Genomic DNA, 13477 nt, shown 5'->3' with positions numbered 1-13477 from the left:
TTTCCACATTTATTCCTTTTTTAAAATTATTGTCGTGCTAGTTTTTTCATTAAAATATCTATTTGCTATATCTTTTAAAAGTTTTGCATCAATTTTATCGATATTTTTTTCAAGTTCATAAAGTGGCTTTATGTCGCCTCTAGCAAGATACGAGCCGTATAAATTTGCAACCTTACTTGCACTTTCAAACGAATAGATAAAGTCGCTTTTGATTAAATTTTTAACTCGCAAAACATCGTTTTTGTCGATAGGTTTGCTTTTAATATCCTCTATAATCTTTAAAATTTCAGCCTCAACCGCAGTTGCCTCGACATCTGGGTTGCAAACTGCTAAAAATATAAATAAATTTTCATCGACACAACTCATATTGTAGGCGTAAATTTGATTTACAAGCATGAGCTCATCGACTAATTTTTGCTGTAAAACCGAGCTTTTGCCGGTAGCTAGATATTCACTTATCGCATTTAGACCTACTTGATCAGCATGCCTAAAGTCTGGAATTTTATAAGCGATCGCAAGCATTTGTGTTTGGCTATCTTTGTAGATAATGGCTCTTCTAGCTCCATCTTGTTCAGGTTCTTTACAGTGGGATTTTGGGATGGCTCTTTTGTTTTTTATTTTGGAGAAATTTTTCTTGGCTAGCTTAAATGCCTCATCCTTGTCGATGTCGCCACTTATCATTAAAATCGCATTTTTTGGTTGATAAAAAGTAGTGTGAAATTCTTTTATATCGTTAATATTCCAGTTTTCTATATCTTTTATAAAACCTATCGGAGTCCAGTGATATGGATGATAGATAAATGCGTGATTGTAGAGTCTAAAGTAGAGGTATCCCATAGGGTTGTTGTCTGTTCGCCACCTACGCTCTTCATGCACCACGTCTCGCTCTGGCTGAAATTCTTTGTCTTTTAGGCTTAAATTTTTCATAAGCTCAGCAAAAAGGCCAAGCGTTTTATCTAAATTTTCATTTGAAGCTTTTATAAAGTAGTGGGTGTAGTCAAAGCCCGTACTTGCGTTATTTACGCCACCAAAGCCCTTTACTATCTCGTCAAATTCGCCAGCACGTAAATTTTTGGTTGACTTGAAATTTAGATGCTCTAGCATGTGAGCTATGCCACTTTTGCCCATCACTTCATTTCTTGAGCCAACTTTATAAAAGACATCTACACTTATCACTTTTGAGCCAGGATTTACCGGCACGTGATAAATTTCAAGTCCATTTTCTAATTTTGTTTTATTAAATTTTATCAATCTTTTACCTTTTATTTTTTAACATCTATGCCGACTGCTTCGCTGATAGAAGCAAAGCCATCTCGCCTTAAAAGCTCTAAAATTTCTAAATTTATATCTCTTGCGATCATTGGCCCTTTAAAGATAAAACTTGTAAAAATTTGCACTAAATTTGCTCCCATTTTTATGCGCTCATACGCCTCTGCTCCGCTATCTATGCCACCACATGCTATAAGTGTGGTTTTGCCGTAAAGCTCATCTGCTATGGCCTTAAACATCTCTTTTGATTTCTGAGCGATCACTTTACCGCTTAATCCGCCAAAGTCTTTTAAATTTGACGAGTGAGAAAGCGTATAATCAACGCTTGTATTTGAGATAAGCACGCCGCTAGCGCCATTTTCTACTGCGCAGCTACAAAGCTTAATCGCATCTTCTTGGCTCATATCTGGAGCGATTTTAAAGATAATTGGTTTTTTAGTAAGTGGTAAAATAACGCTAAAAAGCTCTTTTATAAAATTTTCATCTTGTAATGCTCTTAAATTTGGTGTATTTGGTGATGAAACATTTATGACAAAAGTATCGCAAATTTCACTAAATTCTTTTACTAAAATTTCATAGTCTTTTATTGCATTTTCATTTGGAGTAATTTTATTTTTGCCGATGTTTGCCCAGATTGGTATGGTGAAAGGATATAGCTTTTTAACTCTATTTTTGATAGCTTCGCAGCCATCGTTGTTAAAACCCATCGCATTTTGGATACTCTCTTCGTCTATGAGCCTAAAAAGCCTTGGTTTATCATTGCCAGGCTGCGGTTTTGGTGTAAATGTGCCAAATTCTAAATACCCAAAGCCAAGTGCGGTAAGCGCCTCAAACATCGTGGCGTTTTTATCAAAGCCGCCAGCTATGCCAACTGGATTGTGATAGGTGCTTGAAAATAAATTTTGTTTTAATGCATTGTTGTCTATCACGCATTTATGTGCTAAAAAGCTTAGCGAGCCAGGAAAAATTTTATTTGCTCCGACCATTGCGACTTCAGCGATCTTGTGGGCAGTTTCAGGATCAAATTTAAAAAATATAGATTTTAAAGTATCGTAGTTTAAGCTCATTTTAACCTCTTTAAAATGCCTAAAAATTTGTGGAAATCTTAGCAAAAATCGCCTTAAACTAAGGCTTTACCTTTAAGTTTTGCATAAATTTCATTTCTCTTGCTAAGCTCTTCATCACTTCCAGTATCAACTATCCTTCCGTTGCTTAAAACCGCGATCTTATCAGCACTTTCAACCGTGCTTAAGCGGTGAGCGATGACAAAGATTATCTTTTTGCTTCGAAGGTTGTTTATAGCTTTTGTGATCTCTTTTTCGCTCTCATTATCAAGTGCTGAAGTAGCCTCGTCAAAGATGAGAATTTGTGGATTTTGATAAAGTGCTCTAGCTATAGCGATGCGCTGTCTTTGTCCGCCTGAAAGGTTTGTACCAAATTCGTTTAAAATGGTGTGGATACCATCATCAAGCTTACTCACAAACTCATAGGCATTTGCCATTTTTAGAGCATTTGCGACCGCTTCTTCGTCAAATTCTCTGCCATAAGCTACATTTTTAGCAATCGTATCATTAAAGATATAGACACGCTGTGTTACAAGGCCTATGTTTTGGCGAAGTGAGTGGATCTTGATATCTTTTAAATTTGTATCATTTATTAAAATTTCGCCGCTATTTACGTCGTAAAATCTCATAAGCAGGTTCATAAGTGAGGTTTTTCCACCGCCACTTGAGCCAACAAGGGCTATAAATTCTGACTTATTTGCCTCTAAATTTATCCCTCTTAAAACTTCTTTTTCGCCGTAGTTTAGGTAGACGTTGTTAAATTTGATATGTTTTATCTCTTCGTTTAGCTCTTTTTCGCCATCTTTTATCTCACTTACTTTATCCATCAAGAAAAAGGTTCTCTCGCTTGCAGCAACGGCGTCTTGCATTTTGTTGTATATATTTACTATGCGTTTTAGCGGAGTGTAGAGCATAAAAAGTGCAGTTAAAAATGAAAAGAAAGCACCCATGTTTATGTTACTGTCGATGACATCTTTGCCACCCACTATGATAACGGCTGCAACTCCGATAGAGCCTATAGTTTCCATTAATGGGCTTACTAGCTGCTCGATTTTTACGGTTTTAAGATTTAGTTTAAAAAATTTATTATTTTCTTCAACAAAGCGTGAATGCTCGTATTTTTGGGCGTTATTTGCCTTGATTATCTCGATATTTGTAAAAATTTCGCTCAAAGCTGAAGTGATATCAGACGTCTTTTCTTGTGACTTTTTGGAAATTTTCTTCATCTTTTTTGCAAGACGAGAAATCGGATAAATCGCTATTGGCATAACTACAAGTGCAAAAAATGCTAGCTTTGGGCTTTGATATATGACTACACAAAGTAGGCCAATAATTGTTATAAATTCCCTTGCAAACTCAGGTATCATGCTTGAGACTATCGATCTTATGCGGTCGATGTCGTTTGTGGTTCTACTTATTAGCTCGCCTGTTCGAAAATCATTAAAAAATTTCATATCCAAAGTTAGTAAATTTTCGACCATCTTCTCACGAAATCTTCTAATCGTATCCTGTCCGATATATGCCGTAAAATAAGCCTGCATAAATGTGCCTATATTTTTTAGTACATAAATGGCAATGATCGCACATGGCAGCATATAAAGCAGTGTTTCGTTTTTTTCAACAAAAATTTTATTTAATACAGGCTCTACTAGATACGCACTAACCGCTGTTCCACCACTTGCAAGGGCCATACCGATAAAGGCTAGGATAAAGTGTGGAATGTAGTCTTTAAAATATGGGCCAAAGCGTTTTAGCACATCTTTTAAGCCAAAGTTATTCATTATTTCTCTCCCAAACTGCGCCATTTGGCGTATCCATGATAGAGATGTTTATCTTTGCTAGCTCATCTCTTATCTCATCAGCCCTTGCAAAATTTCTCTCTTTTTTGGCTATCGCGCGCTCATCAAGAAGGCTTTTGATTTGCTCTTTTTGCTCGTCACTTACACCAAACTGAAAATACTCAACATAATTTGTACTAGCAATGCCTAAAATTTCACTTATTAGCTCTAAATTTGCCACTATTTCGGACTTATAGACTTTATCTTTTGGGTTTGTATCAAGCCTTTCATTTGCCGCTTTTACAAATTCATCAACACTTGCAAGTGCTTTAGATGAGTTTAGATCATCACTTAGTGCTTCAAGTAGCTCATTTTTAAAGCTCTCATTTGCTGTGCCTGCTTGCACACCGTCAACTCTTTTTTTGAGGCGGTAAATTTTATCAAGCCTCTTTTTTGAAGCGCTTAGATCCTCGTCTGAATAGTTAAAGTGTGCTCTGTAATGGCTTGTTAACAAATAAAATCTAAGTACCTCGCCGTGAACGTGTCTAAGTGCATCTTTTACGAAAAAACTATTATTTAAGCTCTTGCTCATCTTTTCGTTATTTACTTTTATAAAGCCGTTGTGCATCCAGTATTTGCTTAAATTTTTATGATATGCACATCTGCACTGACTTGCTTCATTTTCGTGGTGCGGAAAGAGTAGATCGATGCCTCCAGCATGGATGTCGATCTCAAATTCTTCATTTTCTTTATCACTTAGAAATTCTCTTATCATAGCCACACACTCAGTGTGCCAGCCTGGGCGACCCTTGCCAAATGGACTCTCGTACCATTTCTCGTCAAATTTCCAAAGCACAAAGTCTTTTTCATCTCTTTTCTCACCAAAGCTCGCCACGCGCGCGATTAGATCGGTATTGTTATCCTTGCCACTAATGCTAAAATAGCCGCTATCCTTGCTCGTATCAAAGTAAATTCCATCGCTGGTCTTATATGCCGCCCCTTTTTGCATAAGTAGCTCGATATAGCTAATGATCGCCTCCAGACACTGCGTAGCCTTTGGTTTAAAGTCTGGATCAAGCACGTTTAGAGCCTTCATATCGCTTTCGTAATGTGCTATATATTTGTTTGTGATCTCTTCTAGGCTTTGGCCAGTTTGTGCCATTTTGTTTAAAATTTTATCGTCTATGTCAGTGTAGTTTCTTGCAAATTTTACCTTGTAGCCAAGCGCTTTTAAAACTCTTCTTAAAAGATCAAAGCTAACGGCTGATTTTGCGTGCCCCAAATGTGCGTCGTCATATACCGTTGGGCCGCACAGATAGATGCTAGCTTCACCTTCTTTTATCGGGCTAAATTCTACTTTTTCTCTTTTAGAAGTATCAAAAATTCGCATTAAATATATCCTTTAAAAATATTAAACCAAAATAGAGCAAAACCGCTGAAATAGTGATAGCGGCTATAAATTTAGGCTCGATTATAGCTAAAAATCTCTTAGCTCCAAAGGCTCTTATGTATAAAATAAGCTGTAAAAACCCTCCAAGCGAGCTTGCAAATGCAAGACCAGAAGCTCCAAATTTTTGCATTAAAATGACCGCCAGGATCAAATTTATCACAAGGCAGATGATGGAAATTTTGGCTGCCTCTTTTTGCTTCATATTTGCGTAAAGCCAAAGTGAGAAAATTTTAGCTAGGCCAAATGGTGTGAGTCCCACGAGATAGGCACTTAGCACCTTGGCGCACTCAAGCGTGTTTGCCCTTGTGAAATTTCCTCTCTCAAACAAGAGCCAAATGATAAAATCGCTTAGCACAACACCTGTGATCGTGGCGGCAAGCAGGGCACAAAGTAGCAGGTAAAAGCTCTTTTTTGTCCAAACTAGGGCGTTTACTTCATCTTTTTGCTTTAAAAGCCTGGTGATCTTTGGAAAGAGTGCCTGAGAGAGTGCGATCGCAAAGATGGCAAGCGGAAGCTGAAAAATTCTATTTGCATAAAAGAGATAGCTTATCGAGCCACTTACCAAAAAGCTCGCTAGCCAAGTGTCCATAAATGCGCTTATCTGCATCGCACTTGAGCCAAGTAATCCGTGATAGAAATTTATAAAAAAGCCTTTTGTCGAGGCTCTTTTGCCTTTTATATATCCTTTTAAACCGCCCCAAAATGCTCTATTTAGGCTGTTAAATTTCATGGCTAGCAGATGCACGATTACCTGCAAAACGCCACCAGCAACGACGCCAAAGCTAAGATAAAGTGCCACCACGCTCTCGCTCTTGCCACGAGCCAAAAGTAGCGAAGCTATCATGGCTAAATTTAGCAGTGTAGTCGAAAAGGCAGTCGTGGCAAAGTGTCCTTTGTACTGAAGCAGCGCACCCATGAAAGTGACGATATAGACAAGTGCTAGGTAGTAGAAATTTATACGCACAAGCGGCACTGCGTCAGTGATATTTTGCTCACTAAGTCCGCTTGCGATGATCTTTATAAAGTAAGGTGTAAATAAATTTACAAGAAGCGTCAAAACGCCTATAAAAAGTAGAAATTTGATAAAAATTTCAGCTTGAAAGACAGCTTTTTTCTTGCTATTTGTAAAATTTGGTAAAAAGGCTTGAGTAAAGGCGCCCTCGCCAAAGATACGGCGAAATAAATTTGGGATTTTAAAAGCTATAAAAAAGAGGTCGCTAAATATGCCAGCACCAAGAATAGAGGCCGTAAGAAGATCTCTAACTAGCCCTAAAACCCTTGAAGTCATGATGCCAACCGAGTTTGAAAAAAAACCTTTTATAAACATCGCTCGCCTAGTAAAAATTTAAAACGCAATAGTAACAAAAGATGCTTTAAAGCTTACATAACCCAAATTTAATAAAATTTTAGAGATAATAAGAGCCAAAAATTTATGTGAAATGGATCAAATTTGAGCGAAAACGTGCAAGAAAACGAGAGATTTTTACCACCAACACAAATTCAAACTTCAACACCTTACATATCGCTTAAAGAGCTAAGTAAACAATATAACATACCGGTGGAATTTATAGATTTTAAGATTTTAAATATCCTAACTTATTACAAAAATAAAGACAATGACGAACCAGTTTATGTACCTGAAGAAAATTTAAACATTTTTGATGACAGCACATTTTATCTTGATGAGACGCTAGAGATCGAGCAAGTCTATGATGTGGAGTTTTTTGACGTAAGGCTAAATGCTACACCAAAGATTCCAAAGATAGATATTGGCGTAAATTCAAATATTACGAAAGTTATAGCAAAGATCAAGGCCACGAAAGAGTGCGAGTATGAGCATCATTACGAAGATATACTTTTTGAATACATTTCCAAGCAGCTTATAAAAGCTCAAATTTTAATAGGAATAAGAATCGGAAAACTAAAAGACGAACTAAAGCAAATTTCCTCAGTTATCCACGTAAAAGGCGAATTAGACAAGGACTATACGTTAAATTTAACATATGGCATTAATCCAAAAAAATCAGTCGATGCAAAAATATTTTATTATTACAAAGATAAGCTTGATGGCATAAAAGATGAAGATAAGATCGATTACGCTGATAGAGGATTTGTCTTTGGTGTAGCAAAAGATGAAGTAATAATGGAAGAAAAAAAATCTCACGAAGGGCAAAATGGCCGTGATGTGAGAGGCAAGTTGATAGAAGTTGCTAAACCAAAAGAAGAAGCCGGCAAAGAGATAAGCGTAAGCGACAACATAGATAGAGTAGAAAATGATGAGAGCATAACATATATCGCTAAAAAATCAGGATATGTTGTAGAAAAAAATGGCTCATTTGATATCGAAGAGCGCATAGAGATAAATGAAGCAAATTTTAAAACTACTGGTTCGATTCAAGCGGGAACAGACACAAATGTAACTTTGGTTGTTAGGGAAACTGACACGATAAAAGATGCGATCGGCACTGGTATAATCGTCGAAGCTGACGAGATCGAAGTAAAAGGAAATGTCGGTGCAAATGCAATAGTCAAGGCAAACGAAGTCATAATCGGTGGGCAGACTCACCAAAAGGCTAAAATTTATGCAAAGAGTGCAAAAATTTCTATCCACATAGGTAAAGTTGAGGCCGAAAATGTCGAGATAGATAGGCTTGAGGGCGGAAGTGTTGTGGCAAAAAGGGTCAAAATAAATAGTGTAGTTGGCGGCTCGATAACAGCTCAAAGTATCCAAATAGACACGCTTGGCTCAAACTGCACCATCACAGCATCGCACTTAATAGACGTGAGATATCTAAGGGGCACTGATAATAAATTTATTATTGATGCTAGCAAGATGCCTGAGAGTGCAGATGCCACACAAGATCAGATAAATAAGATAGAAAGCACCAAAACAGAGCTAGTAACACTTCTAAAAAACATAGAAACAAAGAAAAATGTTATAAATGAAAATAAGGACTCGATCTATACTATAAAAGCAAAGGTAGAAGAGCTCTCAAAAGCTAAGGTGATACCGCCTGTTACATTTATGAAAAAGCTAAAAGAGTATCAAGGACTTGTAAACGAGTACAACACCTTGCTAAAAATTTTTAAAGAGAAAAAAGAGCTTTTGGCTGATCTAAAAGATGAGCTTGAGATCATGCAAAGCGGTATATTTTCTGCAAAAGTGATAAATAGAGGCAACTGGATCGAGTTAAACGAAATAAGATTTGTCATCGTCGATCCTTCGCAAAATGTCACCTATGTCTCTAAACAAAACGAGACAGCTCACGTCATCACTTTGGAGAAATTTGACAAAGGTGGTGAGGCTGATTATAAGATCAAAAAGTCAAATAGACTAGAGGACTACGCGGATATAAATTTCATGGAACAAAAGGTTAAGTGATGATAAAAGCAATCGAAGGCATTGTTAGTAAAAAAGACCCTGCATTTGTGATATTAAAGACAAATAGCGGTGTAAGTTATGGAATTTTTATATCACTTTTTTGCTCGGCCAAACTTAATAAAGGTGAAAAAGTTGAACTTGCTATAACACAGATAATAAGAGAAGATGCAAATTTACTCTACGGATTTTTGGATGCAAATGAGCAAAAGATGTTTGAAATGTTAATAAAGCTAAATGGAATAGGGGCAAGTACGGCAATGGCAGTTTGCTCAAGCCTTAGCTCACAAGCATTTACAAACGCCATAATAAGTGGCGATGCAGATACTTTTAAAAGTGTACCAGGTATCGGACCAAAGACTGCTAGGCGTATCATAGCTGAGCTAAGTGATGCAAAACTTATCAGTGACGAGAGCGTGCCAAGCTATCAAAATGAAGCTCTCATGGCGCTTGAAGCGCTTGGCTTTAAACGTGAGAAGATAGTAAAAATTTTGCCAGATTGCAAGAGTGAAAACACGAGCGATCTTATAAAAGAAGCATTGAAAAAATTAGGATAAGGATTAAGAAATGAGTTTAGGTGTGGTATTTGGAGCTAAAAGTTTTGAACATGAGATAAGTATAGTTAGTGCGATAGTTTTAAAAAACGTCTTAAAACAGAAGCTAAAATTTATATTTTGCGACGCAGACAGGAGCTTTTATCTCATTGAAGAGAAAAACATGAGAGCAAATTTCTTTAGCTCTGGCAAATACAAGAACTCAAAAAAGGTATTTTTATCTAAGGGTGGTTTTTTTACGCACTCGCTTTTTGGCATAAATAAAGTCGATTGTGATGTGGTTATAAATTTGATCCACGGCATGGACGGCGAAGATGGCAAGATGGCGGCACTTTTTGACTTTTACGGCATAAAATATATAGGCCCAAGGCTTGAGGTAAGTGCGCTTAGCTACAATAAAGAATTGACCAAATTTTTAGCGCAGAAAGCAAATGTAAAAGCGTTAGATTATGAAATGCTAACTCGCCAAAGCGAGCCAAAGATACACTATCCTATTATATTAAAGCCAGCAAGGCTTGGAAGTAGCATCGGCGTAAATATAGTGCATGACGCTAGCGAACTAGCTTACGCAAAAGATGTGGCATTTGAGTTTGATAAAGATGTGCTTGTGGAGCCTTTTATAAAAGGTGTAAAAGAGTACAATCTAGCAGGATGTAGGATAGATGGAAAGATCAAATTTTCTATCATCGAAGAGCCAAAAAAGAAAGAATTTTTAGACTATGAGCAAAAGTACCTTAGCTTTTCAAACGAGAGCAAGGTCAAAGAGGCTGATATTTCTGAGGAATTAAAACAAAAGCTTAAATTTAATTTTTCTAAAATTTATGATTGCAGTTTTGATGGAGCGATCATTAGATGCGATTTTTTTGTGATCGATGATGAGGTCTATCTAAACGAGATAAATCCAAATCCAGGAAGTCTTGCAAACTACCTATTTGAGGACTTTGAAAGCACACTAAATGCCCTTGCAGGCTCACTTCCAAAAGAGCGTGATATAAAGATTGATTATAGTTTTATAAACTCTATCACATCAGTAAAAGGCCGTAATAAGCTATAAGCTTTTTAGTGAAATATAAAGTAGTTTGTGATATTTTACGTAAAATTTTACATAAAGAGTGACAATGGTAACTTTTACTAAAGATGAAATTTATACTGCAACTGAAGTGGTCAGAAATTTTAGCTCGGTGCTATCACGCGTAGGAGAAAATAAACTAAAGCGTGCTGTCATCGTTAAAAACAATAAATTTGAAGCAGTTCTTTTAAATATGGAAGAGTATGAGCGTCTTTGTGAGGCTGTAAGCGTGCTTGAGAGTATTTATGCTGCTAAAAAAAGAGAAAATGATGGCGATTAGAACAGTTAGATGCGACTCTAGCGAGTTTGAGATCAGCTACGAGACCATAAATCCAAAGTGTAAAAAAACGGTGCTTTTTCTGCATGGTTGGGGCGCAAATAAAGAGATAATGAAAAAGGCTTTTGGCCCTTATTTAAGTAATTTTTGCCATATTTATATCGATATGCCAGGCTTTGGCAAAAGCTCTATTTTAGATCCTTTAAAAACAAGTGACTATGCTAAAGTCGTTGCAAATTTTTGTGACGAGCTAAAAGTCAAGCCAGACATCATCGTAGGACATAGCTTCGGTGGTAAAGTCGCAACACTACTTAAGCCAAAAATTTTAGTGCTTTTAAGCTCGGCTGGCATAGTTGTAAAAAAATCTTTTTCTGTGCGTGCAAAGATCGCTATTTTTAAAATTTTTAAGCTTTTTGGTTTTGGTAAATTTTATAAATTCTTTGCCACAAAAGATGTGAGCGGCATGAGTAGAGTGATGTATGAAACCCTAAAAAACGTTGTCGATGAGGATTTTACAAAGCATTTTGCTGACTTTGACGGCAGGGCTTTAGTTTTTTGGGGCGAAAATGACAAGGCAACACCTGTAAAAAGTGGTGAAACGATACATAAGCTCATTAAAAATAGCTCATTTTTTCCACTTAGCGGCGATCACTTTTTCTTTTTACTTCACGCTAAATTTATAAGCGATGAGATAGAAAAAGAGATAAATTTAGAGCAAAATGAAGCTAGAAATTTAATACTTGACGATGATGAAAGCGGTATCGAGGAGATAAAATGAGTCTGTTTTTAAACATAAGCACAGTTTTTTTTATTTTTGCACTTGCATTTTATGCGATAACTTGCTTTCAGTGGTTTTCATATAGGCCTGAGCGTGTGCTTTTTCACTTTACAAAACCAGCATGGCATGTCTTTTTTTTTATTGTGCCTTTGGTTTTATTTTACACGACTGATAAGTGGTTTTTTATCTACTTTTATTTTGCGCTTTTGCCGGCACTCTATCTTTGGCATAAAAAACTTGACAAAAAGTTAGTTTTTACTGCTAGGATCAAACATTTTTTTATAATACTTGCATGTGCGATTATTTTAAATTACACTTTAAATTTCATCATCCATAAAGCATTTTTGATGCCGATGCCACTTTTTGTTTTGGTTGCAAGTTTATTTTTTAGTGATATTTTAGAAAAGATAAAATTTCAAGGCTTTAAGAACAAAGCTCTTAAAAAAATAAGTGAGAATAAAGACCTAAAGATCATATTGATCACTGCAAGCTACGGCAAAACGAGCATAAAAAATTTTCTTTTTGAAATTTTAAAAGATAACTTTGTTTGCTATAAAACGCCGCGTAGTGTAAATACAATGGCTGGCATTATCAAGGATATTAATGAAAATCTAAGTGAGCAAACGCAAATTTACATTGCTGAAGCAGGTGCTAGACTGAGGGGCGACATCCTAGAGATCACAAAATTTCTAAATCCACAAATTGTTATAGTTGGTGAGATAGGTGCTCAGCATATAGAATACTTTAAAACTCTAGATAACATACGTGCTACAAAGCTTGAAGCGCTACAAAGCACTCGGCTGGAAAAGGCATTTTTGCATAGCTCAACAAATAAAGAGCCAGGCGAAAATATAGAAATTTATGATAAGAATCTAAAAGATATCAATGCAAATTTAGATGGAATTTCATTTACGCTTGATGGCAAAAGCTACTCCTCGCCACTACTTGGTAAATTTAATGCCACAAATTTAGCCGTTTGCGTCAAGGTCGCAAGCTATCTGAAGATGAGCGAGGAGATGATAAAAAAGGCGCTTTTGAAAATGAAAAATGTTGAGCACCGCTTAAATAAGATCGAGGCTGGTGGCAAGCTGATAATAGATGATAGCTTTAATGGAAATTTTTCCGGAATGAGTGCCAGCTACGAGCTAGTAAGCACATATGCAGGCAGGAAAGTATTACTAACTCCTGGTATCGTGGAAAGTGATGCGGAGCAAAATACAAATTTGGCTAAGATCATCAACGAAATTTTTGATCTTGTCATTATCACAAGTTCGTTAAATGCAGAAGTGCTGCTAAAACACATCATAAAGCCAAAAATAATTATCTTAAAGGATAAAAATAAAATGCAAGAAATTCTAGCCCAAAACACACGTGCTGGCGATCTCATACTATTTTCAAATGATGCACCGAGCTTTATATGAAAAAGATAGTTTTTGCTCTGCTTGCTTTGAACTTGGCTTTTGGTTTTGATATTGATGATTTTGATAGAGGCAATGAGGCAAGAAATGCCGAAGACTATATAACTGCTTATGAAATTTTTTATGACGGCTGCGAGCAAAAAGATGAGCTCTCATGTGAAGCACTGGGCGATATGTTTATAAACGAAGAGATAAATGAACAAATGGATGGCGATCTAAAAAAGCACTCAAATATCGATCTTGCAGTGAGATATTTTATGAAAAGCTGCGATCTTGGCTATCAAAATGCATGTGATGATGTGATTAATTTAAAAGATGATTTAAATATTAGCTTGCCGGCTGGAGTTTATGAAAATGCCAAGGCAAGATACGATGAGATAAGGCAAGAGGACGAAAAACAAGAGGCTATAAGTGAGCAAAATGCAACCCTAGAAAAGTAGG

Annotated in this window: 12 protein-coding genes; 7 read left to right on the top strand and 5 right to left on the bottom strand. The window is 36.4% G+C overall.

Going from position 1 to position 13477, the window contains the following annotated elements; all coding sequences use genetic code 11:
• Positions 1-9: 9 nt before the first annotated feature.
• From ACTTKV_RS00485 to murJ, 5 genes are read right to left on the bottom strand one after another with little or no spacing between them, the layout of a single operon-like run.
• Positions 10-1251 carry a M16 family metallopeptidase gene (locus ACTTKV_RS00485; RefSeq protein ID WP_442548726.1) on the bottom strand — a complete coding sequence of 414 codons (1242 nt, stop codon included), beginning with the start codon at positions 1249-1251 and terminating at the stop codon, positions 10-12.
• A gap of 11 nt (positions 1252-1262) precedes the next feature.
• A complete protein-coding gene (locus ACTTKV_RS00480; RefSeq protein ID WP_442548745.1) occupies positions 1263-2336 on the bottom strand; it encodes a quinone-dependent dihydroorotate dehydrogenase in 1074 nt (357 codons plus the stop codon).
• 53 nt (positions 2337-2389) lie between these two features.
• A complete protein-coding gene (locus ACTTKV_RS00475) occupies positions 2390-4114 on the bottom strand; it encodes an ABC transporter ATP-binding protein (protein ID WP_442548725.1) in 1725 nt (574 codons plus the stop codon).
• Complete coding sequence (cysS, locus tag ACTTKV_RS00470) at positions 4107-5501, bottom strand: cysteine--tRNA ligase (protein ID WP_442548724.1); 1395 nt, start codon at positions 5499-5501, stop codon at positions 4107-4109. The genes ACTTKV_RS00475 and cysS overlap by 8 nt, the downstream gene beginning before the upstream one ends.
• A complete protein-coding gene (gene murJ / locus ACTTKV_RS00465; protein WP_442548723.1) occupies positions 5488-6888 on the bottom strand; it encodes a murein biosynthesis integral membrane protein MurJ in 1401 nt (466 codons plus the stop codon). The genes cysS and murJ overlap by 14 nt, the downstream gene beginning before the upstream one ends.
• Before the next feature lie 123 nt (positions 6889-7011).
• On the opposite strand from murJ, the gene ACTTKV_RS00460 reads away from it, so the two are divergent.
• The 7 genes from ACTTKV_RS00460 (at position 7012) to ACTTKV_RS00430 (ending at position 13476) form a co-directional block, all read left to right on the top strand.
• Entirely contained in the window at positions 7012-8943 is a 1932-nt protein-coding gene (locus ACTTKV_RS00460) for a flagellar assembly protein A (protein WP_442548722.1), read from the top strand.
• Positions 8943-9497: a Holliday junction branch migration protein RuvA gene (ruvA, locus tag ACTTKV_RS00455; RefSeq protein WP_442548721.1), complete on the top strand. Its 555-nt coding sequence runs from the start codon at positions 8943-8945 to the stop codon at positions 9495-9497. Before ACTTKV_RS00460 ends, ruvA begins: the two co-directional genes overlap by 1 nt.
• 10 nt (positions 9498-9507) lie before the next feature.
• Positions 9508-10548, top strand: a complete 1041-nt coding sequence (locus ACTTKV_RS00450) for a D-alanine--D-alanine ligase (RefSeq protein WP_442548720.1) — start codon at positions 9508-9510, stop codon at positions 10546-10548.
• Between the two features lie 64 nt (positions 10549-10612).
• Positions 10613-10843 carry a type II toxin-antitoxin system Phd/YefM family antitoxin gene (locus ACTTKV_RS00445; RefSeq protein ID WP_442548719.1) on the top strand — a complete coding sequence of 77 codons (231 nt, stop codon included), beginning with the start codon at positions 10613-10615 and terminating at the stop codon, positions 10841-10843.
• Entirely contained in the window at positions 10833-11618 is a 786-nt protein-coding gene (locus ACTTKV_RS00440) for an alpha/beta fold hydrolase (RefSeq protein ID WP_442548718.1), read from the top strand. Before ACTTKV_RS00445 ends, ACTTKV_RS00440 begins: the two co-directional genes overlap by 11 nt.
• Positions 11615-13039 (top strand): Mur ligase family protein, encoded by a 1425-nt coding sequence (locus ACTTKV_RS00435; protein WP_442548717.1) that lies wholly within the window; start codon positions 11615-11617, stop codon positions 13037-13039. The genes ACTTKV_RS00440 and ACTTKV_RS00435 overlap by 4 nt, the downstream gene beginning before the upstream one ends.
• Positions 13036-13476 (top strand): hypothetical protein, encoded by a 441-nt coding sequence (locus ACTTKV_RS00430; RefSeq protein WP_442548716.1) that lies wholly within the window; start codon positions 13036-13038, stop codon positions 13474-13476. Before ACTTKV_RS00435 ends, ACTTKV_RS00430 begins: the two co-directional genes overlap by 4 nt.
• Position 13477: the final 1 nt, after the last annotated feature.

Origin of the sequence: Campylobacter sp. (genome assembly GCF_052169515.1) — a bacterium.
Lineage (GTDB): Bacteria > Campylobacterota > Campylobacteria > Campylobacterales > Campylobacteraceae > Campylobacter_A.
Note: the sequence above shows the minus strand (reverse complement) of the source record. Positions and strands in the feature narration are given on the sequence as shown.

Bases quoted from the DNA above. Each gene is read 5' to 3' on its own strand.
- ACTTKV_RS00480 (WP_442548745.1), bottom strand. From the start codon at position 2,336: ATGAGCTTAAACTACGATACTTTAAAATCTATATTTTTTAAATTTGAT.
- ACTTKV_RS00475 (WP_442548725.1), bottom strand. From the start codon at position 4,114: ATGAATAACTTTGGCTTAAAAGATGTGCTAAAACGCTTTGGCCCATAT.
- cysS (WP_442548724.1), bottom strand. From the start codon at position 5,501: ATGCGAATTTTTGATACTTCTAAAAGAGAAAAAGTAGAATTTAGCCCG.
- murJ (WP_442548723.1), bottom strand. From the start codon at position 6,888: ATGTTTATAAAAGGTTTTTTTTCAAACTCGGTTGGCATCATGACTTCA.
- ruvA (WP_442548721.1), top strand. From the start codon at position 8,943: ATGATAAAAGCAATCGAAGGCATTGTTAGTAAAAAAGACCCTGCATTT.
- ACTTKV_RS00450 (WP_442548720.1), top strand. From the start codon at position 9,508: ATGAGTTTAGGTGTGGTATTTGGAGCTAAAAGTTTTGAACATGAGATA.
- ACTTKV_RS00445 (WP_442548719.1), top strand. From the start codon at position 10,613: ATGGTAACTTTTACTAAAGATGAAATTTATACTGCAACTGAAGTGGTC.
- ACTTKV_RS00440 (WP_442548718.1), top strand. From the start codon at position 10,833: ATGGCGATTAGAACAGTTAGATGCGACTCTAGCGAGTTTGAGATCAGC.
- ACTTKV_RS00435 (WP_442548717.1), top strand. From the start codon at position 11,615: ATGAGTCTGTTTTTAAACATAAGCACAGTTTTTTTTATTTTTGCACTT.
- ACTTKV_RS00430 (WP_442548716.1), top strand. From the start codon at position 13,036: ATGAAAAAGATAGTTTTTGCTCTGCTTGCTTTGAACTTGGCTTTTGGT.